This window comes from Bacillus sp. FSL R5-0712, from assembly GCF_038593285.1.
Classification (GTDB): Bacteria; Bacillota; Bacilli; order Bacillales; family Bacillaceae; genus Bacillus; species Bacillus safensis.
Window position 1 is genome coordinate 2,287,145 of the sequence record NZ_CP151981.1, and the last position, 25,750, is coordinate 2,312,894.

Genomic DNA, 25,750 nt, shown 5'->3' on the forward strand with positions numbered 1-25,750 from the left:
TCTACACAATAGTCTGTCTCATCAAAAGGCAGATATGTAAAAAAAGGAGGGAAAATATAAAAAGACCTGCTTCTTTTGAAAGCAGGTCTTTTCAAATCAAATCATTATTTTGCTTCGCTGTAAAGGCGAGCTACTTCATCCCAGTTCACAACATTCCAGAATGCTGAAATGTAATCAGGACGACGGTTTTGGTAGTTTAGGTAGTAAGCATGCTCCCAAACGTCTAGTCCTAGAATTGGCGTTTTTCCTTCAGTTAAAGGAGAATCTTGGTTTGGCGTGCTTGTGATTTCAAGCTTTCCATTGTTCACAACAAGCCATGCCCAACCAGAACCAAAGCGTCCTGCAGCTGCTGCAGCGAAATCAGATTTGAATTTTTCAAATCCACCTAGTTCTTTTTCGATCGCATCTGCAAGTTCACCAGTTGGTGCGCCGCCACCGTTTGGTGAAAGAAGCGTCCAGAATAATGAGTGGTTCGCATGTCCTCCGCCATTGTTACGTACAGCAGTACGAATGTTTTCAGGCACTGAGTTTAAGTTAGCCACTAGCTCTTCAATTGATTGATCTTCAAGAGCTGATACACCTTCGATTGCTTTGTTTAAGTTTGTTACATATGTGTTGTGGTGTTTTGTGTGGTGAATCGTCATTGTTTCCTTGTCGATATGTGGTTCTAATGCATCGTAAGCATATGGTAATTCTGGAAGTTTAAAAGCCATGGTTAAATTCCTCCTTAAAATGTATGTACTGAAATGCTTCCTCTGTAAGTCAGCAATTCACCCTACTCAAAGAGTATCAAAAGAAACAGCTTGTTTCAACGTTATTGCTCATGTTCTGAAACATTTCAGTGTTTATTTTGTATTTAGCCCTTTTGAAAAAGTTTTAAACACCCTTTTTCACTTAGCGAAGGACATAAAATAAAAAGATCCCTAGCATCAGCGCTTGAATCAATCCTTTTGCAAAAACACCTGATACAAATCCAATTAATGAGCCTAATCCGACTTTCACACTCGTCTTCAGATCTTTTTGATGAACAAGGAGCTCTGCAATGACACTCCCAAGAAATGGACCAATAATAATTCCTGCAATGGGTATCACAAAAGGACCAGCTAATAACCCAATGGTGCTTCCCCAAATAGCTGCCTTGCTGCCGCCAAAGCGCTTTACCCCAATAAGGTTTGAGACATAATCTGCCGCAAATAAGACGGCAGTAAACATGGCTTGAATGAGCCAGAACGTCAGGGTAAGCGGCGCGAAGCTAAAGAAGAAGCCATATAGAATAAATCCGAGAACCATAAAGACCACACTCGGGATAATTGGATAAACCAGTCCAACAAACGCAATGATAAATGCACAGCCAATCAGTATCCAATACAGAATGTCCAAGACCGTGCCGCCTCCTTTTTATATGCTGTATACATTATGCCTCATTCCCTCTATCTTAACCAGTGATGAAGGCCATACTTGTACTTGATGGATAGACATTGATACAATATGAGAAATAGAAAAGAATGTAGGAAGTGAATGGGTATTGAACGTATTTAATCTATTGTTAAAAGGAATTTATTCACCAAAAGATATTGCTAAAGCACGGTTTACAGGGATCGGTAAAGCGATTTTATTCATTTTTCTCCTCTCAATTATCGCAGCAGTTCCTCAGGGGTATCATATGAGCCAAGAGATCTCGAATGCGATGTCAGGATTTCAGCATGTGCTCAAAAAAGATTTACCCGACTTTTCAATCGAAAAAGGAAAGCTTCAAGCGGATCAAAGTGAACCAATAGAAAAAGAAGAAAACGGCATCACGATTATCTTTGATCCTGCTGAAAAAATAAAAGCAAGTGAGCTTGAATCAAAGCAAACGGCCATCGCTTTATTAAAGGAAAAAGCAGTGATTGCCATTGATGGACAAATGACAGATATTCCATACCAGCTCCTTGGTGGAACGCTGACAAAAGATGAACTCGCCCGCGTCACAAATCAGAACCAAGCGATTATCATCCCTGTCATCTGTGTACTGCTATATCTATCAACTGCGGCTCTCATGTTTATCAGCGCAACATTCCTTGCGATGCTTGGTACTTTTATTAAACGAATGCAGCAAAAAGAGCTGTCCTTCCAAATGCTGTGGAAGCTCTCCGCTTATTCACTCACATTAACAACGGTCTTTTTCGCCATTATGAGTGCATTAAACACGCCTGTTGCAAACTCATTTTTATTAAATTGGGTCATTAACTTTATCTTTTTATATCTTGTTGTGAAAGAAATTCCTGCCAAAAAAAGCAAATGATCCATCGAACATGGATTTGTCTACACAATTTTTTAAAGCTCCCCCGGCTCGGAGGAGCTTTTTATGTCTATTCATGATAGGACTCATCTGGATGGATGATCGCAAACAAATAGTGATCCTCCCACACTCCATTAATCTTTACTTTTTTACGATTTAGTCCCTCATTTTCAAAACCTGTCTTTTCAAGTACACGAATGGAACCCTTATTACTCGGCTTTACTCCAGCCTCAATACGATGGAGATTCAACTCAAAAAAGGCATAGTCAATGATTAAACGAATATCCGCCCTGCCTTTGATCGAGTACATACCCGAGCCAAGTACCTTCTATCGGACCTCTTACGACAGAACTTAATGAGATCGTCCCAATTAAAGCACCTGTTTCATTTAAGAAAATACCATGCATGTAAGATTCATCTTGTGCAATTCTTTGCCTACTCCGCTGAATTCGTTCAATTTGACGAGGTAACGTGAAGAAATCATCTTTGACCAAAGGTGTAAATTCCTGAAAATATGAGCGATTCTCAAGCTCTAATGTTAACAGTGATTCTGCATCATTTTCTGTTAGTGTTCTCACATATATATGCTGACTAACTTTCTTCATTTAATCTCCCCTTTTCTTATTTTATCATAATCGTCATATGAGCTTGCCCTCCTATTTACACCAACGACCCAAGCAGTTTTATTACAAGACATACTAGTACGAACTAGAACCACCCTTTCCAGCTTTTCTTCTCTTTTTGGTTCTATCATTTCAGGACATGCATAGACTGGAGTAAACTCTTAAAAGCGGTGAGTAAAATGCGGCGAATTCTTTTTTTACTAATCAGTTTGTTTGTCCTCTTTATTATCTTTTTTGATTTGAAAAATGGAACCATCCCTGTTGAGGAAAACCAAGCTGTCCCAGCAAGTGCGCTTCAAACAGCTGAGAAAAAGACTTATAAGAATGTCACTGTTAAACAAGGTGAAACGGTCCTCTCCATCGTACATACAAGCAAGCCACTTGATGATGTCATTAAAGATTTCGAGGAGCTGAATCAAGGTGTTAAGGCGAACGAAATCAGGGCAGGCAGCACATATAAGTTTCCTGTATATAAGAGATAAAACGTTAATTCCTTGTCATTCATACAAAGAGACTGTTACAATATGAACTGTAAAACACGACGTACACGGCAAAGGATTGCTTGTACACTAAGGAGCGATTGACAAGTGAGTGAAGTCACACATCGTACTAAAACGCGTCCCGTCAAAGTGGGACCTTTAACTATAGGTGGAAATAATGAGGTTGTCATTCAAAGTATGGCAACAACCAAAACACATGATGTCGAAGCGACAGTCGCTGAAATTAAACGTTTAGAAGAGGCAGGCTGTCAAATCGTGCGTGTCGCATGTCCAGATGAGCGTGCAGCAAATGCAATTGCGGACATTAAAAAACAAATTAACATCCCGCTTGTTGTGGATATTCATTTTGACTACAAGCTTGCACTGAAAGCGATCGAAGCAGGCGCAGACAAAATCCGAATCAATCCAGGAAACATCGGAAGAAGAGAAAAAGTCGAAGCGGTTGTCAAAGCAGCAAAAGAAAAAGGCATTCCAATCCGTATTGGCGTAAACGCTGGTTCATTAGAGAAAAAGATTCTTGATAAATACGGCTATCCAACAGCAGATGGTATGGTCGAAAGTGCACTGCATCACATTAAAATTCTAGAAGACCTAGACTTTCATGACATCATCGTCAGTATGAAAGCATCTGATGTAAACCTTGCAATTGAAGCATACGAAAAAGCGGCTAAAGCCTTTGATTATCCTCTTCACCTTGGGATTACAGAATCAGGTACGCTATTTGCAGGTACAGTCAAAAGTGCAGCTGGACTTGGCGCTATTTTGAATATGGGGATTGGGAACACCCTCCGTATTTCATTAAGTGCTGACCCAGTTGAGGAAGTAAAAGTAGCACGTGAATTGTTGAAATCATTTGGTCTTGCATCAAATGCAGCAACACTGATCTCCTGCCCAACTTGTGGACGAATTGAAATTGACCTCATCAGCATTGCAAATGAAGTCGAAGAATATATTTCTAAAATCAAAGCACCGATTAAAGTTGCTGTTCTCGGCTGCGCTGTTAATGGTCCAGGTGAAGCACGTGAAGCGGATATCGGTATCGCAGGCGCTAGAGGCGAAGGCTTATTGTTCCGTAAAGGTGAAATTGTTCGTAAAGTACCGGAAGAAACAATGGTCGAAGAACTGAAAAAAGAAATCGATAAAATCGCTGAAGAACATTATGCGAAAATGGAAGCTGAAAAAGAAAAACAAGCGAATGCCTAACAAAAAACGCCTGACGTCATAGTCAGGCGTTTTTCTGTTCTTGTTAAAAGAACGGGGTGATAAATATGCCTAGGATAACGGAAACAATTCCGATCCCAATTGACCACGCGCCAAGCGCATGTGCTCCTTTTCTTCTTGCAATATAACCAACGACGATTGCCGCTACCCCTAATAGCACCGGCAAGACAAATAATGAGATAATCGCAATCGCAAGTGCTGTATAGCCTATCCCTTTACTGCCTGAATCGTCACCTGCTTGGTCACGTCCTCGTCTATCTTCTCGATCTCTTGAAGCTTGATATGGCTCTGCAATTTCAGCAGCTGTTTCCTCTAAATAGCCATCATCATTACTAAAATGTGTGTCGATTTCACGATCATTTCTTCTGAAATCCTCGTCTCTTTCCATGATCAATTCCCCCTTTTGGTTAATAGAAAGGAGCTTTTTTAGTATGAGCAAAAATGTCTGTTTCATGATTGCTAAAACTTGCTGGAATTGTGAATTGATTATGTTACACTTTAAGAGTATAAAAATGAGGAGTGTGGGCATGTTACGTTTAGGAATTGATATTGATGGTACAGTGACGGCACAGGACACCTTTGTCCCCTACTTAAATGAGTCGTTCCAATGTGCCATGACACTAGATGATATGACAGAGTATGATTTGACGAAGCTTTTAAAGATTTCTCAAGAAGAATTTTGGGGCTGGATGGATCAGCACGAGCCTCTTATTTATAAACAGGCAAAGCCTGCTGAGGGTGCAAAAGAGATCCTCGACGAAATGAAGCTGCAGCACAGACTGATTTATATTACCGCAAGAAGGCAGCAGCATTCAGATATCACCTACAAGTGGTTTCAAGAACATGACGTGCACTATGATGCTATTGAGCTGGTTGGCGGTCATCATAAGCTGGAAGCCGTTCAAAAGCACAAAATTGATGTATTTTTTGAAGACCATCATGGCAATGCCACAATGATTGCAAAAGAAGCTGACATTCCGGTTATTCTTTTTAACTCCCCTTATAATCAAATGCCAATTGACGACAGAATTATTCGCGTGAACAACTGGCAGGAAGCGTCTCAATGGATCAAACAATACGAACAGCGTCTGCAAACTGCTTATTAATGTAACTGAGCGAGCACCGAAGCGGATTATTCGCGAGTCTACACGCTGAAGCCGATACATTTAATGTATCGGCTTTTTTGATGGAGCAAGCTGCCCTTCTTTCATGAGAAAATGGTACAGTGCCCCCTTCATGCCTGCCTGATTCAAGTAGTAGCAAGTTTCCAGCTTCACCTGAATGTTCTTCCACGCATGCAGTGTATGTAAATGTTTTTCAATGTTTTGTAATAAATCTGGTCTTGCACTTACGCCTCCGCCAATGAGGATTTTCTCTGGGTTAAGAACAGTCGCTACATTGTAAACGCCAATGGCTATTCGCTTGTACCATTGATCCAACAGCTTCTCAATGGCCGGATCATGCTTCGCCTTTTCAAAAATTTCTTGACCGTCTATTTGAGCACTTTGCGGAATTCCTTGCTTTTCTTTATAGCTCCGAATTAATCCAGCCGTTGAAGCGCTGCTGTTAAGAGTTGTAAACTGGCCATTTTCCGTCTCTGTCAGCATCATGCCAAATTCACCACCGCGGAAGGATGCACCGCGCACAAGCTGACCATTAGCAAAAATACCCCCGCCGACACCCGTGCCAATTGTCATACAAATAAAGCTATCACAATCTTTCGCATGACCGCTGTATTTTTCTGCGAGAGCTGCACAGTTCGCATCATTTTCCACTTCTACACGAAGAGACGTTTTCTCTTCTAAAAGTGTTTTTACATTTTGACCATTTAAGGCGATGATGGCGCCTGCAAATTCTGTATAACCTGATTCACTGTCCACAAAACCTGGAAGACTGATGGCGATACCGCTGACATCCTGCATCCTTTGATATTGCCTGACCACATCCGCCATGGCTTCTAAAAACGGTTCAAGCTGCCGGCAGTTCGTTTCATAGTCACCACTTGTGACAAGCTCCCCATCCTGATCCATTAATCCATGTTTTGTTCTCGTCCCGCCTACATCAAACACGACGTAATAGGCCACTTTTACCCCTCCTTTTACTTTAAAAAGTAGTACCTTAATCTCATTTTAATGAAACAGCCTCTCTTTGTAAAACGTTTTCAAAAGACAAAACAAAAAAGCCAGCTCCATGGCTGGCTTTTTCATGAGTGAACTTCCTTCGGTTCGCAAGAAGGACATGTTCCATATATTTCAAATTTATGTCCACTAATATGATAATCCTCTAAATCAGCGTCGAGCTTGTCCATAGGGCAGGCATCGATCTCTTTTGTTTTCCCGCATGTAAGACAAATAAAGTGATGGTGATGATGGGAAAATGAACATTTAAAACGGAAAAGTTTCTCCCCTGACAATTCCGTTGTTTCTAATATTCCAAGGTCTTCATATAGTGACAAGTTTCGATAAATTGTATCAAAGCTGAGACCCGGGTAGTCTTCACTTAGTGCCGTCAGCACATTTTTAGCGGTCAAGTATTTATCAGAATCAGAAAACAATTGAAGCATGTCTTCACGTTTGCTTGTATATTTGTAGCCTTTTTCCTTTAATAAATCAAGCGCTTCTTGTACGTTCATGTTGATTCCCCCTTCTGAATTTCCCAATACTAATACACCCGATTAAAATCAAGATCGACAGCATCACAATGGTTCCGCCTGGCGCTAAATCAAGATAATAGCTTAAAATCAATCCGGCCAATACAGACAATTCACCAAACAAGATCGAAAGGAAAATCGCCTGTTTGAATCCTTTGGCAATGCGGATACTTGCCGCAACAGGAAGCGTCATGAGCGCCGACACAAGCAGTGTACCGACGATACGCATCGATGCCGCAATGACAAGTGCAACAACTAAGATAAAAATAAAATGAATCCATTTTGCTGAAATACCAGAAGCCTTTGCATGCTCTTCATCAAAAGAAAGCAGAAACAATTCTTTATATAAAAGCACAACAACTAACACAACAACGAGTGAGATCCCTACAATAATCCAAAGATCAAGTCTTGAAACCGCACTGACACTTCCGAATAAATAACTAAACAAATCTGTATTAAAGCCATTCGCCAGTGAAATGAAGATGACGGAAATCCCAATACCACCTGATAAGATGATGGGAATGGCAAGCTCCTGATAATGCTTATACACGGAGCGCAAGCGTTCAATAAACAATGAACCTGCAACAGAAAAAGCCATCCCTAAGTAGAGCGGGCTTACCCCTGTCAAAAGGCCAAACTTTTTATCAAGAAATAAACTTGCGGCAATACCGGCAAGTGATACGTGACTGAGGGCATCTGCAATAAGCGAAAGCCTTCTTACGACAATAAATACACCAAGTAAGGGTGCAATAAAACCAATCAGTAACCCTGCGATAAACGCATTTTGTAAAAATTCATAATGAAAAAATGGAAATAGCATTATTCATGTCCCCCATGATGGTGATGATCGTGATGAATCACTTGAATGTCATGCCCGTAAAATTGGGATAGCGCCTGATCATCCATTGAATCAAACGCTTCTGCATCCCCGTGAAAATGCAGTGTCTGATTTAAACAAGCCACATGGGTGACTTTATCAGAAACGGTGCCAACGTCGTGTGTGACGAGAATTAAAGACATTCCTTTTTCTTTGTTCAATGTTTCGAGCAGCTGATAAAAGCCTTCTACTGTCCGCTGGTCTACTCCAACCGTGGGCTCATCCAAAATGAGCAGCTTCGGCTGACTGACAAGCGCACGGGCAATAAATGCACGCTGCTGCTGCCCGCCAGAAAGCTCACCGATGTTTTGATGCTTTAAATCCTGTATGCCAACTGAGCGAATGGCATCTTCCACTTGCCATTTATCCTGTTTGCTCATTCGTTTAAACAAACCAATTTTTGCGGTCAGTCCGCTTGCGACGACCTCATATACAGAAGCAGGGAAACCTGTATTAAAGCTATTCGCCTTTTGAGAAACAAATCCAATTTGATCCCAGTCTCTAAATTTTGAGACAGGCGTGCCAAATAGCTTTAATTCACCCTGCTGCGGTTTAATGAGCCCAAGCAGGCATTTTAATAAGGTTGTTTTACCAGAACCATTCGGTCCAACAAGTGCTAGGAAGTTTCCTTCCTCTACTGTTAAATGAATGTGATCAATGACATTTCGCTGTCCATACGAGTACGAAATGTCCTTCATTTCAATAATTGGCTTTGCCATGAATCTTTCCACCTTTAATCAATATAAAAAGAATGATTACGATTTATACAACAAAAAGAAAATGGCTTTTGCCATTTTCTCTGTCCATACATACATTTCATTATATAAAAGAAAGATAAAAAAGTAAAATAAAAGCTAATGAATGGCTGTTTTGAACTTACCGCCTTTTGTTTCATGCGTATCCATAATCGTGATAAATGCTTGGTCATCAATTTCAAATACAATGGATTTCAGCTTTGTAATTTCAAGCCTTGTGACAACGGCGTAGATGACATCTTTTTCTTCATCTGTATAGCCGCCTTTTCCTCTCAGCTTTGTCGTTCCCCTGCCGAGTCGATGCAGAATCGCATCTGAAATTTCATCATAATAGTCTGAGACGATAATGACAGCTTTTGTTTCATCAAGCCCTTGAATGACAGCATCAATTGTTTTCATTGCCAAATAATATGTCATGACAGAATACATAGCCTGCTCTGGTCCGAAAACAAAGCCCGCCCAAATAAAAATGAACACATTGACGATCATGACAAACTCACCGACGGAGAAAGGAATTTTTTTCGTCAGAAGAATTCCCAAGATCTCTGTTCCATCCATTGAACCTCCATTACGGATGACAAGTCCAACACCAAATCCAAGCAATAGCCCGCCAAATACAGTGGCTAAGATCGGCTGTGTTGTAAATGCCTCCACATGATGAAGTGAAGATTCAATCACGGCTAAGCTGACAATCCCAATCACAGTGGAAATGAGAAAGGTTTTCCCAATATGCTTGTATCCTGATATCATAAATGGAATATTTAAAATGACAACAATCGTCGCGAAATTAATAAACGGGTTATCTGTAAAGAGATAATCCAAAATAAGCGAAATGCCGATGATGCCTCCATCAATAATATTGTTTGGCACTAAAAATAATTCAATGCTGACTGCTGCACATGCAGCTCCTACTAGAATCAGAAAAATTCTCAAAATAAAATGAGGCACCGATTCCTTTCTATGCTGTTTACTATTTGCCATACGTTCTCCCTTCTACACATGTTAAATTTTCAATGAACATTTTATCCGCTTTACTATTTTATCATTTCACAGAATAAAATAAAATTTTTTGCACATTTTCCGTTTTCGCCCATACATTGTTACAGAGGGGAGGAATGGAATTGATTTTAATTCAAAAAATTGTCCTGCAGCGGCTCAATCAGATCACAGCAAATGATCTGTTAAGGTATGCGAAACAGTATGGCGTCAGTTTAACGTCTCATCAAGCTGCTGAGGTGGCCAAACTCATGAACGGGAAAAACATCAATATTTTTAATGACTCAGAGCGTCACCGGCTTCTTAAGCAAGTGGAAGCGATTACTTCTAAACAGACAGCACAGACTGTGAATGATTTGTTTAACCAGTTTACAAGTTAAGCAAAAAAGGGCCGCATTTAGCGGCACCTCAACATGTTGCATCCTTTTTTACTGACCCGTAATTTTATCTAGTAAGCCTTCATCAAATTGCTTTTCTTTCAGCATGGCAATTTCGAATTTGTAAGGTGGTTTTTTGTTCTTTTTATCTTCACCTACATAAGGCGTTTCTAGAATTTTCGGCACATCTTGAAGCTGCGGATGATGCACAATATAGCTCAGTGCATCGAAACCAATTTCACCAAAACCGATATTTTCATGTCGGTCTTTTCTTGCGCCTTGCACGTTTTTACTGTCATTAATATGAAGAACTTTGATTCGGTCAATACCAACAATTCGATCAAATTCTTCTAATACACCATCAAAGTCACTCACAATCGGATAACCAGCATCGTGCGTGTGACACGTATCAAAGCAGACAGAAAGAGCTTCGTTATGTGTCACTCCGTCGATAATTTGGGCAAGCTCTTCAAAGCTTCTTCCGCACTCTGATCCTTTTCCCGCCATTGTTTCAAGTGCAATTTGAACCTCTTGACCTTTCACAATGACTTCGTTTAAACCTTCAATGATTTTTTGAATCCCTGCCTCTGCCCCTGCTCCGACATGCGCACCCGGGTGGAGAACAATTTGTCTTGCTCCCAGCGCTTCCGTACGTTCAATCTCAGAGCGAAGGAAGTCTACACCAAGCTCAAATGTCGCTGGATTCACTGTATTTCCAATATTGATAATATACGGAGCATGCACGACGATATCCGTCATGCCATGCTCTTTCATATGCGCTTGTCCAGCTTCAATATTGAGGTCTTCAATTTTTTTACGGCGCGTATTTTGCGGTGCACCTGTATAAATCATAAACGTATTCGAACCATAAGAGGCAGCTTCCTCACTCGCTGCAAGAAGCATATGTTTTCCGCTCATGGATACATGTGAACCAATCTTTAACAATGTTTCCCCCTACTTTCCATTACGCTTTGACTTTCTACGTTCCTGTCTTTTGATTTTATCCATCTCACGTGTCATTTTCTTTTTATATCCAGGTTTGACGGCTTTCGGTTTTCTCACAAGACGTTTTGCTTTTTCTTCAATTTCATTTGGGGCTTTTTTACGTCTTTGACGCTTCAGACGGTCATCTGCATCTCGCCATTCGCCATGAACAATTGTTTTGTTTTCAAACACAACACCCATTTTCTCAATTTGAATGAGTGCATCCTCATCAGCCAGCTCATAAATGGTCATGGCAATTCCAGATGAACCCGCACGAGCTGTTCTTCCAACGCGGTGCACATAAAAATCAAGATCAGATGGAAGTTCATAGTTAATCACGTGGCTGACGCCTTTAATGTCAATCCCGCGAGCTGCAAGATCTGATGCCACAATATAAGTGAACTCCAAATCTTCAATTTGTTTCATGACTTTTTTACGTTCGCGCGGCGTCAATCCGCCATGGAGCACACCGATTTTCATTCCTTTTTCTTGTAGGAACGATGCGATTTCATCAACAGTTGTTTTTGTATTGGCAAAAATGATCCCTAAATATGGCTGTACATTCGTCACCATTTCATGGAGCAATTTTAATTTATCACGCTGTTTAGACGGAACTAAAATATGCTGAATGTTTTCAGCTGTAATCCGTCTTGGTTCAACATGCGCATACTTTGGATTGTCCATATATTTTTTCAGGAAAGGCTTTAGTTTTTCTGGGATGGTTGCAGAGAACACAAGCATTTGCAGCTGTTCTGGCATTTGTGCACCAATACGGTCCACATCTTCTAAAAATCCCATATCCAGCATTAAATCAGCTTCATCAATAACAAGAGAGGTCGCTTTGTAAACATTCAGCGCCTGCTCATGAATGAGGTCAGCAATACGTCCAGGTGTACCGACAACCAAATGCGGCTGGTTTTTTAGCTTTTGAATTGATTTCTGCTTGTCCGTTCCGCCAATGTAAAGCTTTGCTTTGATCTCTTCTTCTGGAGAAGCATTCTTTAAAATCGTTTGAGCTTCTTTGAAAATTTGATTGGCTAATTCTCTTGTAGGTGCAGTAATCACTACTTGTACCTGCTCTTTGCTTGGATCAATTGAATGAATCAGCGGCAGTAAGTAGGCATGAGTTTTTCCTGTTCCTGTTTGTGACTGGCCGATCACGCTTTCTCCTTTTAAAACAGCAGGGATGATTCTTTTTTGAATATCAGTCGGCTCATAAAAGCCTAGTTCATGAATAGCATCTATAATAAAAGGCTTTAATTCATATGTCGTAAATTTCGTTTCTTTCATGTTTTCACTCCTTAAGGCAATGCCTTTTTGCTCATCTCCTCATTATAGCTGATTTTCAGTAAAAAAACCATGTCCGCTTTTCCTACAGGAAACCAATTGGTGCTTCCTTGCATAACCTATGAAGAGAAAGAGAATGCAGTAAGGGAGGTACAAGTATGTTAGGGCAAAGGCCTATGGGCGATTTTCAGCCGCGCCGTCCCTCACGCCGGCACCTTGGAAATGGCGGACAGCCCGGAATATTTCAAAGAGGGCAGCAGCCTCCTATCCAACAGCCTTTTCAAGGGCAAGGCAATCCATTTCAGCAAATGATGCCTCGCTCCCCGTCTGTACAGGGAGGCGGTTTACCCGGGATGGGCGGAATTCCAGGAGGTGAGAGCCGTGCACTAGGCGGCGGAGCAGGAATTAAAGGCATGCTCTCTAAATTTCTTCCTGGCGCAGGAGGAGCTGGAGTCTCTGGAGGTGGTGCGGGATTACAAGGAATCCAGAGCTTCACAAATCCTGCGACCCTCTCAAGCATGTTAGGAAATGTTCAAAAAGTGCTCGGGATGGCGCAGCAATTTACGCCAATGATTCAGCAATACGGTCCTTTAGTGAGAAATTTGCCGGCGATGATTAAACTGTACAGCCAGCTTGGCAGTGCGGATGATGATGAAGAAAGTGCAAATGATGCTGATGCAGAATCAACGGAGACCAGCGCGGAAACAGAAGTGCACGAGGAAGAAGCACAAACTGACGAAATAGAAAAAAATAAAGAACCAGAAGACATCCTCGTCAAAAAAACAGCACCTCACACATCACCTGCTCCTGAAGCAAAACCGAAAAAAAGATCTGGCAGCTCTGTTCCAAAACTATATGTCTAGTGATCTTTTAACGGCGAAGTGTTCACTGCGTATAACAATCTTTGATATATACGCTTACTTTGGCTATAATGGAAGCAAGAGAATGATAAAAAGCCGTTTTTTACGGCTTTTTATATTGTTCTTCTCTAGCAGCACTTCCCTACAGGAGGACGAATAAATGAATGTAATTAAAATATCGCCGCGTGGCTATTGCTATGGCGTTGTGGATGCAATGGTCATTGCTAAAAATGCCGCACTTGATAAGAACTTGCCACGCCCAATTTATATATTAGGTATGATTGTGCACAACAAACATGTCACTGATGCCTTCGAAGAAGATGGTATTTACACACTGGACGGACCAAACCGCTTAGACATTTTAAAGCAGGTTGAAAGTGGAACAGTCATTTTCACAGCTCACGGGGTTTCTCCTGAGGTTCGTCAAATCGCAGAAGAAAAAGGCCTTGTCGCCATTGATGCGACCTGTCCCGATGTAACGAAAACACACGAACTCATTTCAGAGAAAACAGCCGATGGCTATGACATTATTTATATTGGGAAAAAGGGTCATCCTGAGCCAGAAGGAGCTGTCGGAGTAGCCCCTGACAAGGTACATCTTGTCGAAACAGAAGCTGACATTGAGGCACTCGATTTAACATCAGAAAAACTGCTCATCACGAACCAAACGACGATGTCTCAATGGGATGTCCACGACCTGATGGAGCTGATTAAAGAGAAATACCCTCACGTCGAGTATCATCAAGAAATTTGCCTTGCGACACAGGTGCGTCAGGAAGCTGTATCGCAGCAAGCTGGCCAAGCCGATTTAACCATTGTTGTCGGCGATCCAAAAAGTAATAACTCTAACCGTCTCGCACAAGTGTCAATGGAGATTGCCGGAACGCAGGCTTACCGTATTGGCGACTTAAGTGAACTCAAGCTGGAATGGCTGCAGGGCGTCAAAACCGTTGCCGTTACTGCTGGTGCTTCAACACCAACACCTATTACAAAGGAAGTCATTCGTTTCTTAGAAAACTATGAACCAGATGATGAAACAACTTGGAAGATTGAACGAACCGTTCCTCTTTCTAAAATTTTACCTCGCGTCAAAACAAAGAAATAAGAAAACGTCAGAGCGGATATGCTCTGACGTTTTTTGATTACATAAATTGAAATGGGTTTGTGTTTGATTCAGAAACAAAGAGCTGTACGTCATATTTTTTATCCGCACATAGCGATTGAAGCTTCGCCTTTACGCCCTCTTTCATAATCTTTTCAGCATAATGTCCTGGATCCACAACGTTCAGCCCTAGCATCATGGCATCGTGCGCAACATGGAAATAAAGGTCTCCTGTCACATACACATCTGCACCCATTCTTTTCGCTTGATGGATATATTTATTTCCGTCTCCGCCAAGCACCGCCACTTTTTTCACAACAGCGTTTTGGTCTCCTACAAAACGAGCACCATTTACATCTAGCTTCGTTTTCACAAATTGTGTGAAATCTCTAAGTGTCATTGGCTCATTTAGCTCTCCAATACGGCCAAGACCTTTTTGAATAGGAGGAAGGTCTGTCGTGTGTACACTATAGGCGACTTCTTCATAAGGATGTGCTTTGATCATTTCGCGAATTACTTGTTTTTCTATACTTGCTGGGAAAATGGTTTCAATCCGCACTTCTTTCACAAATTCTAATTGACCCGATTCACCAATAAACGGCTCAGCTTCTTCTGATGGCAGAAAGCTGCCTGTCCCTTCATTTGAAAACGCACAATGGCTGTAGTTGCCAATATGGCCGGCGCCCGCATTTCCTAAAGCTGTCCGGATGGCCTCTTCAAATTCCTCTGGGACATAGAGAGCAAGCTGTTTGATTGGATCTTCGTATGTCGGCACTAACACTCTTGTTTCTTCAAGCTCTAAGGCCTCAGCAAGCAGGTCGTTGACTCCGCCATCAGCTACGTCTAAATTCGTATGTGCCACATATACCGCAATATCATGTTTGATGCATTTTTCAATGATCCGTCCAGCCGGCTGATCCGTCGCTACATGTTTTAATGGTCGAAAAATCGGCGGATGGTGAGCAATAATAAGATCCACTTTTCGCTCGATCGCCTCATCTACTACATTCTCTAATACATCCAAGGTGATCATCACATTGGTTACTTTTTTATTTAAAGTCCCAATCTGAAGACCAATTTTATCCCCTTCCATGGCGTATGCCTTTGGTGAGAATTGTTCAAACAATTGGATGATTTCATGCCCGTTTACTGTTTTAGCCAACAGTCAAAACCTCCTTTAGCATCTTTATTTTCGCATTCAGCTCTTCAAGGCGTTCTTTATTTTCTTCTGTCCGCGCCGCCTGCTGAATTTGACTTTCTATCTTCTCCATATGCTGAAGCTCTTGCATCCACTTGCGCTGGAAGACGCCATTTTGCTCTTTCGCAAGAAACGGACCAACCAGCATGCCTGCTTCAAGTGACATTCCTTTATAGGCTTTATCTTTATCGCCTTTTTCTGCGATGATGATTTCGTATATTTTGCCATCCTCTTCTAAAATGACTTCATCTATCAATTCATACCCCTCTTGATAAAGCCATAAACGAATATGGTGGGCATGGATATTCGGCTGAAGAATGAGCCGCTCATGGCCTGCGAGCTTATGCTTGTTCTCATTTAAAATACTTGCAATGAGTGCCCCGCCCATACCTGCAATCGTCACTGCATTCACTTCGCCTTTTTCAATGACTTCAAGGCCATTTCCTTTTCTGACCGATATCTGTTCATCTAATTCAAGTCTATGTACTTGCTGCTGCGCCGATTGAAGCGGTCCATCGGTAATTTCACCAGCAATGGCTTTCACTGCTTTTTGATGCAGAATCGCATAGCATGGCAAATAGGCATGGTCTGAGCCGATATCAGCGAAGACTGCCTCATCTGGTAAAAAGTCAGCGACTTTTTTTAATCGTTTCGATAAATTCATTTCATTCATACGTATCACTACTTTTCTTTAATGTTCATACTTGTCTATCTTATATAAATTATGGACTTTTTAAAAGTCGTTTTCAAATGAAAAAAGCTCTTCTTTTGAAAAAGAGCTTTTTGTGTAAGATTATTTAATTTTAGACACCCATTCCGCCATTTCATCGAGCTTTTCATTTGGAATCAGCCCGCCTGGCATCCCGTTGCCGCCTTCTTGAATTTTCTTCTTGATGTCAGCTACTTCAAGCTTGTCTCCAACACCTTTTAATGCAGGACCTGCGCCGCCTTCATAGTTTTCCCCGTGACAGCTTATGCAGTTCTGCTTATACAATTCTTCCGGCGTTGCATTTGCTGTCTCTTCTTGCTTTTGCTCTTTGCCCCCAGAGGCAATTTTTTCTTCATCTTTCAGCCCCTTCATTGATAAGAAAAAAGTGAGTCCAATACCTAAAATGGCAATCAATAAAAATGGTATAAGTGGATTCCGTTTCATTTCTTTCATCCTCCCCTTTGTGAAAACCCCTTTGAGACTATGCAAACAATTCTAATTCTACTTTAATTTTACAAAAAGTAAACGAATTATGATACAAAACTTTGGTCAAGTTCACAGATTAGACAAAAATGATTCTAGATGAGAAATGAAGTCTTCAGCACATTTAGATGTATTTTTTATACATCTTTTTTCTAAGAACGTTGCAAATTCATTTGTTATTCAGTAAAATATAATCAGATTGAAAAAAGCGTTTTCATTTTTGATAAGAAAGAACGGATCTCTTTCAAGATCCGTCCGGTTTCTACTCTAAGAAGTCTTTTAATCGTTTACTTCTGCTTGGGTGTCTTAATTTACGAAGAGCTTTCGCTTCAATTTGTCTGATACGCTCTCTTGTTACGCCGAACACCTTTCCAACCTCTTCTAACGTGCGAGTTCTTCCGTCGTCTAGTCCGAAACGTAGTCTTAGCACATTTTCTTCACGGTCCGTCAGCGTGTCTAATACATCTTCAAGCTGCTCTTTTAAGAGTTCGTACGCAGCGTGGTCAGATGGAGATGTCGCCTCTTGGTCTTCGATAAAATCACCAAGATGCGAGTCATCTTCTTCACCAATAGGTGTTTCTAAAGATACAGGCTCTTGCGCAATTTTAAGAATCTCTCTTACCTTTTCTGGAGTTAAATCCATGTCTTCAGCAATTTCCTCAGGCGTTGGTTCTCTGCCTAGGTCTTGCAGAAGCTGTCTTTGAACACGGATCAATTTATTAATCGTTTCCACCATATGAACCGGGATCCGGATTGTTCTCGCCTGATCGGCAATCGCACGTGTGATCGCCTGTCTAATCCACCAAGTCGCATATGTTGAGAATTTATATCCTTTGCGGTAATCAAACTTCTCAACCGCCTTCATCAGACCCATGTTTCCTTCTTGAATCAAGTCAAGGAACAGCATACCACGACCGACATAGCGTTTCGCAATGCTGACAACGAGACGAAGGTTCGCTTCCGCTAATCTTCTTTTTGATTCCTCATCGCCCTCTTCGATCTTTTGAGCATACGTAATTTCTTCTTTAGCAGATAACAAATTGACGCGTCCGATTTCTTTTAAGTACATACGAACAGGATCATTAATTTTGACACCTGGTGGTACGCTTAAATCATTCAGGTCAAATTCTTCTTCTGCTTTAGCCAGCTGCTGAACATTTGGGTCTTCTGTCTCTTCGTTTTCACTAATGAGCTCTACACCCTGTTCGCCTAAGTATTCATAGTATTCATCCATTTGGTCTGATTCAATTTCAAAGCTAGACATACGCTCTGCAATTTCTTCGTATGTTAAAACGCCCCGTTTTTTACCCGTTTCAGTGAGCTTATCTCTCACCTGTTCAAAGGTTAATTCAGTTTCGGTTTCGTGGGCTTGTTTATCAGCCATTATGGATCCCTCCTTCCAAAGCTTGCAACGAATTCTAAAGTAACTTGCGATTTACTTCCGCCCTGCTTTTCTCTCTCTATCAAACAGATGACGAAGCAAATAGGAAATAAAATAAATAATGATGAAGGCAAGATGCTTGCGGTCTTATGCTCCTCCCGTAAAGGATTCATTGCCAGCCGTAAGTCCTGTCATTAATAATAGACGTATTACTTCAGCGAACGGTTCAACTGAATAATTTCTTTTGCAAGTGTTGCCGCTTTGAAGAAATCTTTTTGCCTCTCCGCTTCTGCACGTTCTAGTTCTTTTTCCTTTATCATTGACAAATTCCGATGATTCAACACTTTTTTTACATAATCACTTAATTCAGCTTCACTTAGTTCGTCTCCGACTTGAATCATCAATATATCCGTCAACAGCTGATTCATGACATCATCTTCTATCCGGTTCATCAGGTGCTGCGGCGTTGGTTCTTTGCCTTCTTCATACAAGGCATAAATGTACGTTGCCAGCGCCCTGTGCGAATCTATATTAAATTCAATCCCGATTCTGTCAAGTACTTTGCGGATCACGTCATCGCTTTTTAACATATGAGCAAGCAGCATTCGCTCTGCATTTTCATATGCCGGCCGCAGACGCTTTCTTCTCACTTGTGTTGACAGATGTGCACGCCGTTTTTCAAGCCCGTTTTCTTCCTGCGTGCTTTTGGTTTCTTGCCGCTGCTGTTTTTCAAACAGCTCCAGTTGTTCTTTTAATGAATCAAGTGAGATCGAAAACTCCCCAGCAAGCTGTTTCATGTAAATCTCTTGCTCCAAAGAGCCGTTTAACCGGCTGATTTCTCGGAGAACCTGCTTCATATAAGTAAGACGGTCTCCTTCGTCTGATAAGTTTTTTCCTCTTCGGAAAAAATTCATCTTAAACGTCATTAATGTCACACTTGCATCTATGATGTCATTCCTAAATTTCTCGCCGCCATATTTACGAATGTAATCATCTGGATCAAGTCCATCTGGTATCATGGCAACGCGAACTTTACATCCTCTTTTTCCAAGCAAATCTGATGCTTTCATGGTCGCTTCGTATCCGGCCGTATCAGAGTCATAGCAAAGGATGATCTCTTCTACGTTCCGCCTGAGAAGCTTTACGTGCTCTTCTGTAAGAGACGTACCCATTGTTGCAACACTTTCACCGACACCTGATGTAACAGCTGAGATGACGTCTGCAAATCCTTCAAAAAGAACCGCCCGTTCGCGTTTGCGAATATGCATACGTGCGTCATGAAAGTGATAAAGCAGCTTACTTTTATGAAAAAGCGGCGTTTCAGGACTATTCATATATTTAGGCTGCTGATCACCAAGCGATCTTCCGGAAAAAGCGATGACCGTTCCATGATGATCATGAATGGGAAACATGACACGATCTCTAAAGCGGTCAAAAAAGCCTGTGCCGTTTTCACGTTGAATCAAAAGACCAGCCTTCTCCATCATCACAGGATCAAATCCTCGTTTTTCTAAAAACTTGGTCACGAAATCCCAAGAATCAAGAGCATACCCGATCTCAAACTTGGCAATTGTTTCATCCGTAAAGCCTCTGGACCGTAAATAATCGAGTGCGTTTTGACCTTCCTTTGTATTTACCAGCAAATGGTGGTAAAATTTCTTAAGAAGCTCATGGGCCTCAATCATTTTATGATCTGCAGTGTCCTCTTGCTGAGAGGAACTCATCTGAGCATTCGCCACCTGATCAGGCAGATCAATATGGTACTTATCAGCCACATGTGAAACGGCTTCAATAAATGAGTAGCCTTCCATTTGTCTGAGGAACGAAAACACATTGCCTCCTGCACCACAGCCAAAACAATGGAAGATTTGCTTATCTGCTGAAACAGAGAATGAAGGAGTATTTTCACCATGGAATGGACAAAGACCGAAGTAATTTCGACCTTGCTTTCTAAGCTGTACGTATTCTCCAATCACTTCGACAATGTCTGCGTTTTTTTGGATCTGCTCCAAAAGTTCATCTGGTATACGTTTGCTCATCCTAATAACACTCCGTCGTACATTATTCGCCTTTTAATTTAAAAATCCTTCATGATTCGACAGGATTTTTTGTAGTTGCGCCATAAATCGCTTCTTATCCTCTTCTAAAAGCTTTTTGGGACCTTTTCCGTATACACCTTTTCTTCGCTGTTTGCTGGAAACATGCCTGCGTTCCAAATCAAAATCAATTGTTTCGTTTGTGTACATTCGTCCTCTTTCAGACAGAACAATCACCTGTCTCGGAAGCAGTAAGGAGGCAAGACCAATATCTTGGGTGACGACAATATCATGTGCGGCAGCTGAGTTTGCAATGACTAAATCCGCTGCTTCCTTATGTGTATCTACAAACCGCCAATCTTCAAGTGGAGATCTTTTGGTTTGAAAATGCTCATATGAAGCAATGAACGTCACTGGTACTTGAAATTGAGATGCGACAGAAAGGATTTCGTCTTTTACAGGACAAGCATCTGCATCGACATAAATCGTCCTCTCTTTTTTACGTTCATTCAGGTGACTAATTCTCCATCCCTCCACCTTATTCCTGCTTTAGAGAAGCAAAAAGACCATACTTTTCCCCTATAAAGCAATCAACAGTAAAACTCATTTTGTCGAAAAGTTATGTTCAGAATCACTTGACTTCTGCCAATATTAGTTTATTCGTTCTTGACTTAACTTAAACCTAAAATCAATCATTTTATCACAATTTTTTATTATAATACAAATGCAGCAAATATGCCATTGTTTTTGTTTACCCGTTTCCCGCCATAGGAAAAACCCAGGAGGAGCATCCTGAGTTTATTCGGAACCTCTTTTGGTCAGCATTTGATGAATGACATTTGCCGTTTCCTCAACTGCTTTATTCGATACATCAACGACTTGACAGTTAATGCGGTCAACCACTTTTTCAAAATACTCTAGTTCCTCTTTAATCCGCTCAATGTTCGCATAAATAGCGCGATCATTTAAACCAAGAGATTTTAAACGCTCTTTGCGAATATGATTTAGTTTGTCTGGACTAATTTTCAAACCGATACATTTCTTCGGATCAACTGAAAATAACTCTTCTGGCGGATCAACTTCAGGTACAATTGGAACGTTCGCTACCTTCAGCCGTTTATGTGCCAAATATTGAGATAATGGTGTCTTAGACGTGCGTGATACACCAATGAGTACAATATCAGCCTTTAGAATACCTCTAGGGTCTCTGCCGTCATCGTATTTCACAGCGAACTCAATGGCTTCTACCTTTTTAAAATAGTCCTCATCTAATTGACGTACACGACCCGGCTCATGTTTCGCTTCATTTCCATATGCCGTCTCCATTTTATCAATGAGCGGACCGATGATGTCATAATAAACGACACCGTTTGCTTCTGCTTCCTCGATTAAGAATTGGCGCATTTCTGGCACAACAAGAGTAAAGCAGACGATCCCATTATCTGCTTTCGCCAGTGAAATGACTTCTTTAATCGTACCAACATCCTCTACATACGGGATTCTTCTAATATTTGAATGGTCTGATGAGCCGCCATCAAATTGGCTAAGTGCCGCTTTGACCACGAGCTCTGCCGTTTCTCCAACTGAATCTGATACCACAAAAATTACGCGATTACTCATAACATCCCCTCGCAGTCTTCTGTCATTAGATTATTTCGTTCTCCGATAAGCTGACAAGTATTTTCGTCATGTTTGTTTTCGTAATTCTTCCGACCACTTCAAAACCTTTATCCGTATCTTTTATCACAGGAAGTGCATCTATTTGCTTTTCAATCAAGTGCTTCGCCACATCCATAATGAAATCTTCCTTGCGGCAAACGGTGATGTTCGGCATTCTTGTCATAATAATATGGACAGGGATAGATGGAAGCTCCTGTTTCCCTATACTTGCACGAAGGAGGTCTTTTCTTGATAACACGCCTGTTAAAATAGAGTGATCGTCCACAACGAATAATGTGCCCACATCCTCTAAAAACATCGTACAAATCGCATCATAAACCGAAACATTCTCATGTATCACCACTGGAATGGATTGAAAGTCTTTCACTTGAAGTTTTTTCAGCTTATCTGCGAGAAGCTGCGTGCCTGTTTTTCCTGTGAAAAAGTAGCCGACCCTTGGTCTTGCTTCTAAAAAGCCTGACATTGTTAAAATGGCTAAATCCGGTCTGAGGGTCGCCCTTGTTAAGTTCAGCCGATCGGCGATATGCTCTCCAGTGATCGGACCATTCTCTTTGACAATCTGTAAAATCTGCTCTTGCCGTTTATTTAACTCGATTGTACTCACCACCTTTAAATAGAGAGAGCGAAATCTTTATATTATGTATATCATTTTCATAACTCATCATATTATAGCGCATCTTTGTCCGAATGAAACAAAAATCCACTCAAAAACCGTGAATTAAATGAGTAAAAAACGATTGCCCTTCGGAAAAGACAACCGTTCTTAGGTATTTATTTTACAATTAAATTGTTCATATTCGCAAATGATTGAATGACTTTGGCTAGTTTGACCATTTGTGCCAAACGATTTCGCTTCAGTTTCTCATCATCCGCATGAACCATTGTATGATCGAAATAATGAACAATCGGTGTTTTTAACGTATCCAGCGCCTCTAGTGCCAAGCTGTATTGTCCTGCTGCTACATGTTCCTTTACAGCTTTCTCTACTTGCTTATACGCCTCAAACAGCTTTTGCTCATGTTCATTTTCAAACAGTTCAGGCTGAATCTCTGCGTCTTCCCCTTTTTTACTGATTGAAATGACGCGACCCAATGCTTCAGCCGTTTCTTTGAAGCTTTCTTGTTTCACACTCTCTTCAAGAACAGCTGCTTTTTTGACGACTGCATATGGCTCAATATTTTCAACATCCAGCACTGCATCAACAACATCATGGCGGATATGCTCTGCTTGAAGAACATATTTTAAACGATGCGTTAAAAATTCAATCAGAGCAGCTTCATGTTCTGCCTTTACTTGAGCAAGGGCTAACAGCTCTTTAAATGAAATATTCCAATGACGGTCGAGCAGGATTTGAACGATACCGCTCGCTTGTCTTCTAAGTCCATAAGGGTCTTGAGAACCCGTTGGGATCACATCAATTGAGAAGAATGAACAAATAGAATCAAGCTTATCTGCTACTGCCACAATCGCACCAATCAAAGTGGATGGCGCCTCGTCACCAGCAAAGCGCGGCATATAGTGCTCGTTGATGCTTCTTGCTACTTCTTCATGTTCACCAAGAGCTCTTGCATATTTCTCACCCATGATTCCTTGTAATTCTGGGAATTCATAGACCATTTGAGTCACAAGGTCAAACTTCGAAATACTTGCTGCTCTCGCCACACGTTTAGTGGTTTCGTCATCTGCTCCGACATGCGCCGCTAGACGAGTTGCAATGTCTGTCACTCTCTTCAGCTTGTCGCCGATTGTTCCAAGTTTCTCATGGAATACCACTTTATCAAGCTTTTTAATATTGTCTTCAATCACTAGTTTTTCGTCTTCTTTATAGAAGAATGCAGCATCTGATAAACGCGCACGAAGTACTTTTTCGTTCCCTCTTGCGACATTTTCCAGCGCCTCACTGTTTCCATTTCTGACTGTAATAAAGTGCGGTAATAATTCCCCTTGCTCATTTTTCACAGGGAAGTAGCGCTGATGCTCTTTCATTGTCGTCACCAATACTTCTTCCGGCAATGCAAGAAACTCTTCTTCAAAGGAACCAGACAGCACAGTTGGATATTCTACAAGGTCGTTCACTTCTTCTAAAAGTTCAGGATCAACAGGAATGACCCAGCCTTTTTCTTTAGATAGCGCATCTAGCTGTTCAGTAATGAATTGTTTTCTTTTCTCTGAGTCTGCAATCACAAATTGATCGCGCAATGTTTGTTCATAGGAAGCAGGTGTGTCAATGCTGGCTGTCGTTCCAAGGAAACGGTGTCCTCTAGTCTCACGGCCGCTTTTCACCCCAGCAATTTCAACAGGTACAATCTCTTTTCCAAATAAACAAACAATCCATTTAATCGGACGGATATAGCGTAAATCCTCGCTTCCCCATCTCATGTTCTTTGGAAAGCTTAATGTAGCAGCGATTTCACCTAACGCTGGCAGAAGGTCTTTGACTTGCTTTCCTTCTTGAAACTTTTGGACATGGACATAATCCACTCCTTTGATCTCTTTGAAATAGAGATCATCTGTTGAAGCACCTTGTCCTCTGGCAAAGCCTTCAGCTGCTTTTGTCCAATTGCCTTCAGCATCTTGGGCAATTTTTTTAGCCGGCCCTTTTGCTTCTTCTTTGATGTCTTCTTGTTTTTCTGCGACACCTTTCACAAGTACAGCAAGACGTCTAGGTGAATTAAATAAAGCAGTCTCCTCAAATGAAATATTTTGCGTTTCAAACCATGCTTTTACTTTTTCACCTAGCTGCTTTGTGCTCTCTGGCATAAAACGAGCCGGCATCTCTTCTAAGCCGATTTCAAGTAATACATCTTGTTTATTCATGAGAAGCCGCCTCCTCTTTTAGCATAGGGAATCCCAGTTTTTCGCGTTCTTCATAATAGGTTTTGGCTACTTTTCTTGCTAACTGACGCACTCTTCCGATATAGCCAGTTCGTTCTGTCACAGAAATAGCACCCTTTGCATCGAGCAGGTTAAACGTATGAGAGCATTTGAGGACATAGTCGTATGCCGGGTGAACAAGCCCTTTGTCCATTTGGCTATGTGCTTCTTTCTCATAGGTTGTAAATAGCTCGAACAGCATGTCAGTATTAGATGTTTCAAATGTATAAACAGAGTGCTCGTATTCAGCCATTAAGAATAAATCTCTGACCGTAAATCCGTCTGTCCATTCAAGATCGAAGACATTTTCTTTGTCCTGGATGTAAGAAGCAAGACGTTCAATACCGTATGTGATTTCAACAGAAACGGGCTTACATTCTAAGCCGCCGACTTGTTGGAAATACGTGAACTGCGTAATTTCCATCCCATCAAGCCATACTTCCCAGCCAAGTCCTGCACAGCCAAGAGATGGATTTTCCCAGTTGTCTTCCACAAAACGAATATCATGTTTCAGCGGGTCAATGCCAAGTGCCTTCAATGATTCAAGATATAGCTCTTGAATATTGTCAGGTGATGGCTTAATAATCACTTGAAATTGGTGATGCTGATACAATCTATTTGGGTTTTCTCCATATCTGCCATCAGCCGGGCGTCTTGAAGGCTCTACATATGCTACCTTCCACGGCTCTGGGCCGATGCTTCTGAGGAACGTGTATGGACTCATCGTTCCGGCACCTTTTTCTGTGTCATACGCCTGCATTAATACGCACCCTTCATTTGACCAATGCTTTTGCAGCGTCAAAATCATGTCTTGAATATTCAATGATCGCACCTCCATCTTTTCTAGACCAACCGCTATGTATGGCGGGTGGGATT

General features: G+C 41.3%; 27 protein-coding genes and 1 pseudogene. 7 read left to right on the forward strand and 21 right to left on the reverse strand.

Annotated elements, in window-relative coordinates:
* Window positions 1–104 precede the first annotated feature (104 nt).
* Together sodA and NSU11_RS11580 are read right to left on the reverse strand one after the other, a co-directional pair.
* Window positions 105–713 (reverse strand): superoxide dismutase SodA, encoded by a 609-nt coding sequence (gene sodA, locus NSU11_RS11575; RefSeq protein ID WP_007501264.1) that lies wholly within the window; start codon window positions 711–713, stop codon window positions 105–107.
* 181 nt (window positions 714–894) lie between these two features.
* On the reverse strand, window positions 895–1,380 hold the full coding sequence (locus NSU11_RS11580) for a DUF456 domain-containing protein (protein ID WP_024422998.1): 486 nt from the start codon (window positions 1,378–1,380) through the stop codon (window positions 895–897).
* A 145-nt stretch (window positions 1,381–1,525) separates the two neighbouring features.
* Between NSU11_RS11580 and NSU11_RS11585 the strand changes: the two genes are divergently transcribed.
* Window positions 1,526–2,284 (forward strand): DUF1189 domain-containing protein, encoded by a 759-nt coding sequence (locus tag NSU11_RS11585; RefSeq protein ID WP_024422999.1) that lies wholly within the window; start codon window positions 1,526–1,528, stop codon window positions 2,282–2,284.
* A 67-nt stretch (window positions 2,285–2,351) separates the two neighbouring features.
* Here NSU11_RS11585 and NSU11_RS11590 read toward each other — a convergent pair.
* A pseudogene (locus tag NSU11_RS11590) lies at window positions 2,352–2,886 on the reverse strand (GNAT family protein).
* Window positions 2,887–3,083: 197 nt separating this feature from the next.
* On the opposite strand from NSU11_RS11590, the gene NSU11_RS11595 reads away from it, so the two are divergent.
* Window positions 3,084–3,386 (forward strand): hypothetical protein, encoded by a 303-nt coding sequence (locus NSU11_RS11595; RefSeq protein WP_024423000.1) that lies wholly within the window; start codon window positions 3,084–3,086, stop codon window positions 3,384–3,386.
* 105 nt (window positions 3,387–3,491) lie between these two features.
* Window positions 3,492–4,607 carry a flavodoxin-dependent (E)-4-hydroxy-3-methylbut-2-enyl-diphosphate synthase gene (ispG, locus tag NSU11_RS11600; RefSeq protein WP_024423001.1) on the forward strand — a complete coding sequence of 372 codons (1,116 nt, stop codon included), beginning with the start codon at window positions 3,492–3,494 and terminating at the stop codon, window positions 4,605–4,607.
* 43 nt (window positions 4,608–4,650) lie between these two features.
* Here the strand turns inward: ispG and NSU11_RS11605 are convergent, their stop codons facing one another.
* Complete coding sequence (locus tag NSU11_RS11605) at window positions 4,651–5,013, reverse strand: DUF308 domain-containing protein (RefSeq protein WP_024423002.1); 363 nt, start codon at window positions 5,011–5,013, stop codon at window positions 4,651–4,653.
* A gap of 139 nt (window positions 5,014–5,152) precedes the next feature.
* Here NSU11_RS11605 and NSU11_RS11610 point away from each other — a divergent pair, with 139 nt between their 5' ends.
* Window positions 5,153–5,731: a nucleotidase gene (locus NSU11_RS11610; protein WP_024423003.1), complete on the forward strand. Its 579-nt coding sequence runs from the start codon at window positions 5,153–5,155 to the stop codon at window positions 5,729–5,731.
* 60 nt (window positions 5,732–5,791) lie between these two features.
* Here NSU11_RS11610 and NSU11_RS11615 read toward each other — a convergent pair whose 3' ends face one another.
* The 5 genes from NSU11_RS11615 to NSU11_RS11635 form a co-directional block, all read right to left on the reverse strand.
* Window positions 5,792–6,709, reverse strand: coding sequence for an ROK family protein (locus NSU11_RS11615; RefSeq protein ID WP_024423004.1), 918 nt, complete (start codon window positions 6,707–6,709; stop codon window positions 5,792–5,794).
* Between the two features lie 119 nt (window positions 6,710–6,828).
* Window positions 6,829–7,257 (reverse strand): Fur family transcriptional regulator, encoded by a 429-nt coding sequence (locus tag NSU11_RS11620; protein WP_003217433.1) that lies wholly within the window; start codon window positions 7,255–7,257, stop codon window positions 6,829–6,831.
* A complete protein-coding gene (locus NSU11_RS11625) occupies window positions 7,235–8,095 on the reverse strand; it encodes a metal ABC transporter permease (RefSeq protein WP_024423005.1) in 861 nt (286 codons plus the stop codon). The genes NSU11_RS11620 and NSU11_RS11625 overlap by 23 nt, the downstream gene beginning before the upstream one ends.
* A complete protein-coding gene (locus tag NSU11_RS11630) occupies window positions 8,095–8,871 on the reverse strand; it encodes a metal ABC transporter ATP-binding protein (RefSeq protein WP_024423006.1) in 777 nt (258 codons plus the stop codon). Before NSU11_RS11630 ends, NSU11_RS11625 begins: the two co-directional genes overlap by 1 nt.
* Window positions 8,872–9,006: 135 nt before the next feature.
* Entirely contained in the window at window positions 9,007–9,888 is an 882-nt protein-coding gene (locus NSU11_RS11635; RefSeq protein WP_024427967.1) for a YitT family protein, read from the reverse strand.
* 140 nt (window positions 9,889–10,028) lie between these two features.
* Between NSU11_RS11635 and NSU11_RS11640 the strand changes: the two genes are divergently transcribed.
* Window positions 10,029–10,283 carry a DUF2624 domain-containing protein gene (locus NSU11_RS11640; RefSeq protein WP_034621575.1) on the forward strand — a complete coding sequence of 85 codons (255 nt, stop codon included), beginning with the start codon at window positions 10,029–10,031 and terminating at the stop codon, window positions 10,281–10,283.
* A gap of 48 nt (window positions 10,284–10,331) precedes the next feature.
* Here NSU11_RS11640 and NSU11_RS11645 read toward each other — a convergent pair whose 3' ends face one another.
* Window positions 10,332–11,225: a deoxyribonuclease IV gene (locus NSU11_RS11645; RefSeq protein WP_024427965.1), complete on the reverse strand. Its 894-nt coding sequence runs from the start codon at window positions 11,223–11,225 to the stop codon at window positions 10,332–10,334.
* A 9-nt stretch (window positions 11,226–11,234) separates the two neighbouring features.
* Entirely contained in the window at window positions 11,235–12,554 is a 1,320-nt protein-coding gene (locus NSU11_RS11650) for a DEAD/DEAH box helicase (protein ID WP_024423009.1), read from the reverse strand.
* Between the two features lie 155 nt (window positions 12,555–12,709).
* Between NSU11_RS11650 and vrrA the strand changes: the two genes are divergently transcribed.
* Both vrrA and NSU11_RS11660 read left to right on the forward strand, forming a co-directional pair.
* Window positions 12,710–13,414: a VrrA/YqfQ family protein gene (vrrA, locus tag NSU11_RS11655; protein WP_025092954.1), complete on the forward strand. Its 705-nt coding sequence runs from the start codon at window positions 12,710–12,712 to the stop codon at window positions 13,412–13,414.
* A gap of 157 nt (window positions 13,415–13,571) precedes the next feature.
* Complete coding sequence (locus NSU11_RS11660; protein ID WP_024423011.1) at window positions 13,572–14,516, forward strand: 4-hydroxy-3-methylbut-2-enyl diphosphate reductase; 945 nt, start codon at window positions 13,572–13,574, stop codon at window positions 14,514–14,516.
* A gap of 37 nt (window positions 14,517–14,553) precedes the next feature.
* On the opposite strand, the gene NSU11_RS11665 is transcribed toward NSU11_RS11660, so the two are convergent.
* The 10 genes from NSU11_RS11665 to glyQ all read right to left on the reverse strand — a co-directional run bounded on the left by NSU11_RS11665 (window position 14,554) and on the right by glyQ (window position 25,697).
* On the reverse strand, window positions 14,554–15,675 hold the full coding sequence (locus NSU11_RS11665; RefSeq protein ID WP_025092953.1) for a Nif3-like dinuclear metal center hexameric protein: 1,122 nt from the start codon (window positions 15,673–15,675) through the stop codon (window positions 14,554–14,556).
* Window positions 15,668–16,384, reverse strand: a complete 717-nt coding sequence (locus tag NSU11_RS11670) for a tRNA (adenine(22)-N(1))-methyltransferase TrmK (protein ID WP_342493584.1) — start codon at window positions 16,382–16,384, stop codon at window positions 15,668–15,670. Before NSU11_RS11670 ends, NSU11_RS11665 begins: the two co-directional genes overlap by 8 nt.
* A gap of 120 nt (window positions 16,385–16,504) precedes the next feature.
* Window positions 16,505–16,864, reverse strand: coding sequence for a cytochrome c550 (cccA, locus tag NSU11_RS11675; protein ID WP_024423014.1), 360 nt, complete (start codon window positions 16,862–16,864; stop codon window positions 16,505–16,507).
* Window positions 16,865–17,165: 301 nt separating this feature from the next.
* Window positions 17,166–18,287, reverse strand: a complete 1,122-nt coding sequence (rpoD, locus tag NSU11_RS11680; RefSeq protein ID WP_008342392.1) for an RNA polymerase sigma factor RpoD — start codon at window positions 18,285–18,287, stop codon at window positions 17,166–17,168.
* Between the two features lie 206 nt (window positions 18,288–18,493).
* A complete protein-coding gene (gene dnaG / locus NSU11_RS11685; RefSeq protein WP_024423015.1) occupies window positions 18,494–20,323 on the reverse strand; it encodes a DNA primase in 1,830 nt (609 codons plus the stop codon).
* Window positions 20,324–20,356: 33 nt separating this feature from the next.
* Window positions 20,357–20,857: a YaiI/YqxD family protein gene (locus tag NSU11_RS11690; protein WP_024423016.1), complete on the reverse strand. Its 501-nt coding sequence runs from the start codon at window positions 20,855–20,857 to the stop codon at window positions 20,357–20,359.
* A 261-nt stretch (window positions 20,858–21,118) separates the two neighbouring features.
* Window positions 21,119–21,940, reverse strand: a complete 822-nt coding sequence (locus NSU11_RS11695; RefSeq protein ID WP_008342399.1) for a pyruvate, water dikinase regulatory protein — start codon at window positions 21,938–21,940, stop codon at window positions 21,119–21,121.
* 25 nt (window positions 21,941–21,965) lie between these two features.
* Window positions 21,966–22,604 carry a helix-turn-helix transcriptional regulator gene (locus NSU11_RS11700; RefSeq protein ID WP_024423017.1) on the reverse strand — a complete coding sequence of 213 codons (639 nt, stop codon included), beginning with the start codon at window positions 22,602–22,604 and terminating at the stop codon, window positions 21,966–21,968.
* Between the two features lie 167 nt (window positions 22,605–22,771).
* Window positions 22,772–24,817, reverse strand: a complete 2,046-nt coding sequence (gene glyS, locus NSU11_RS11705; protein ID WP_342493585.1) for a glycine--tRNA ligase subunit beta — start codon at window positions 24,815–24,817, stop codon at window positions 22,772–22,774.
* Window positions 24,810–25,697 (reverse strand): glycine--tRNA ligase subunit alpha, encoded by an 888-nt coding sequence (gene glyQ / locus NSU11_RS11710; protein ID WP_012010611.1) that lies wholly within the window; start codon window positions 25,695–25,697, stop codon window positions 24,810–24,812. Before glyQ ends, glyS begins: the two co-directional genes overlap by 8 nt.
* Window positions 25,698–25,750 lie beyond the last annotated feature (53 nt).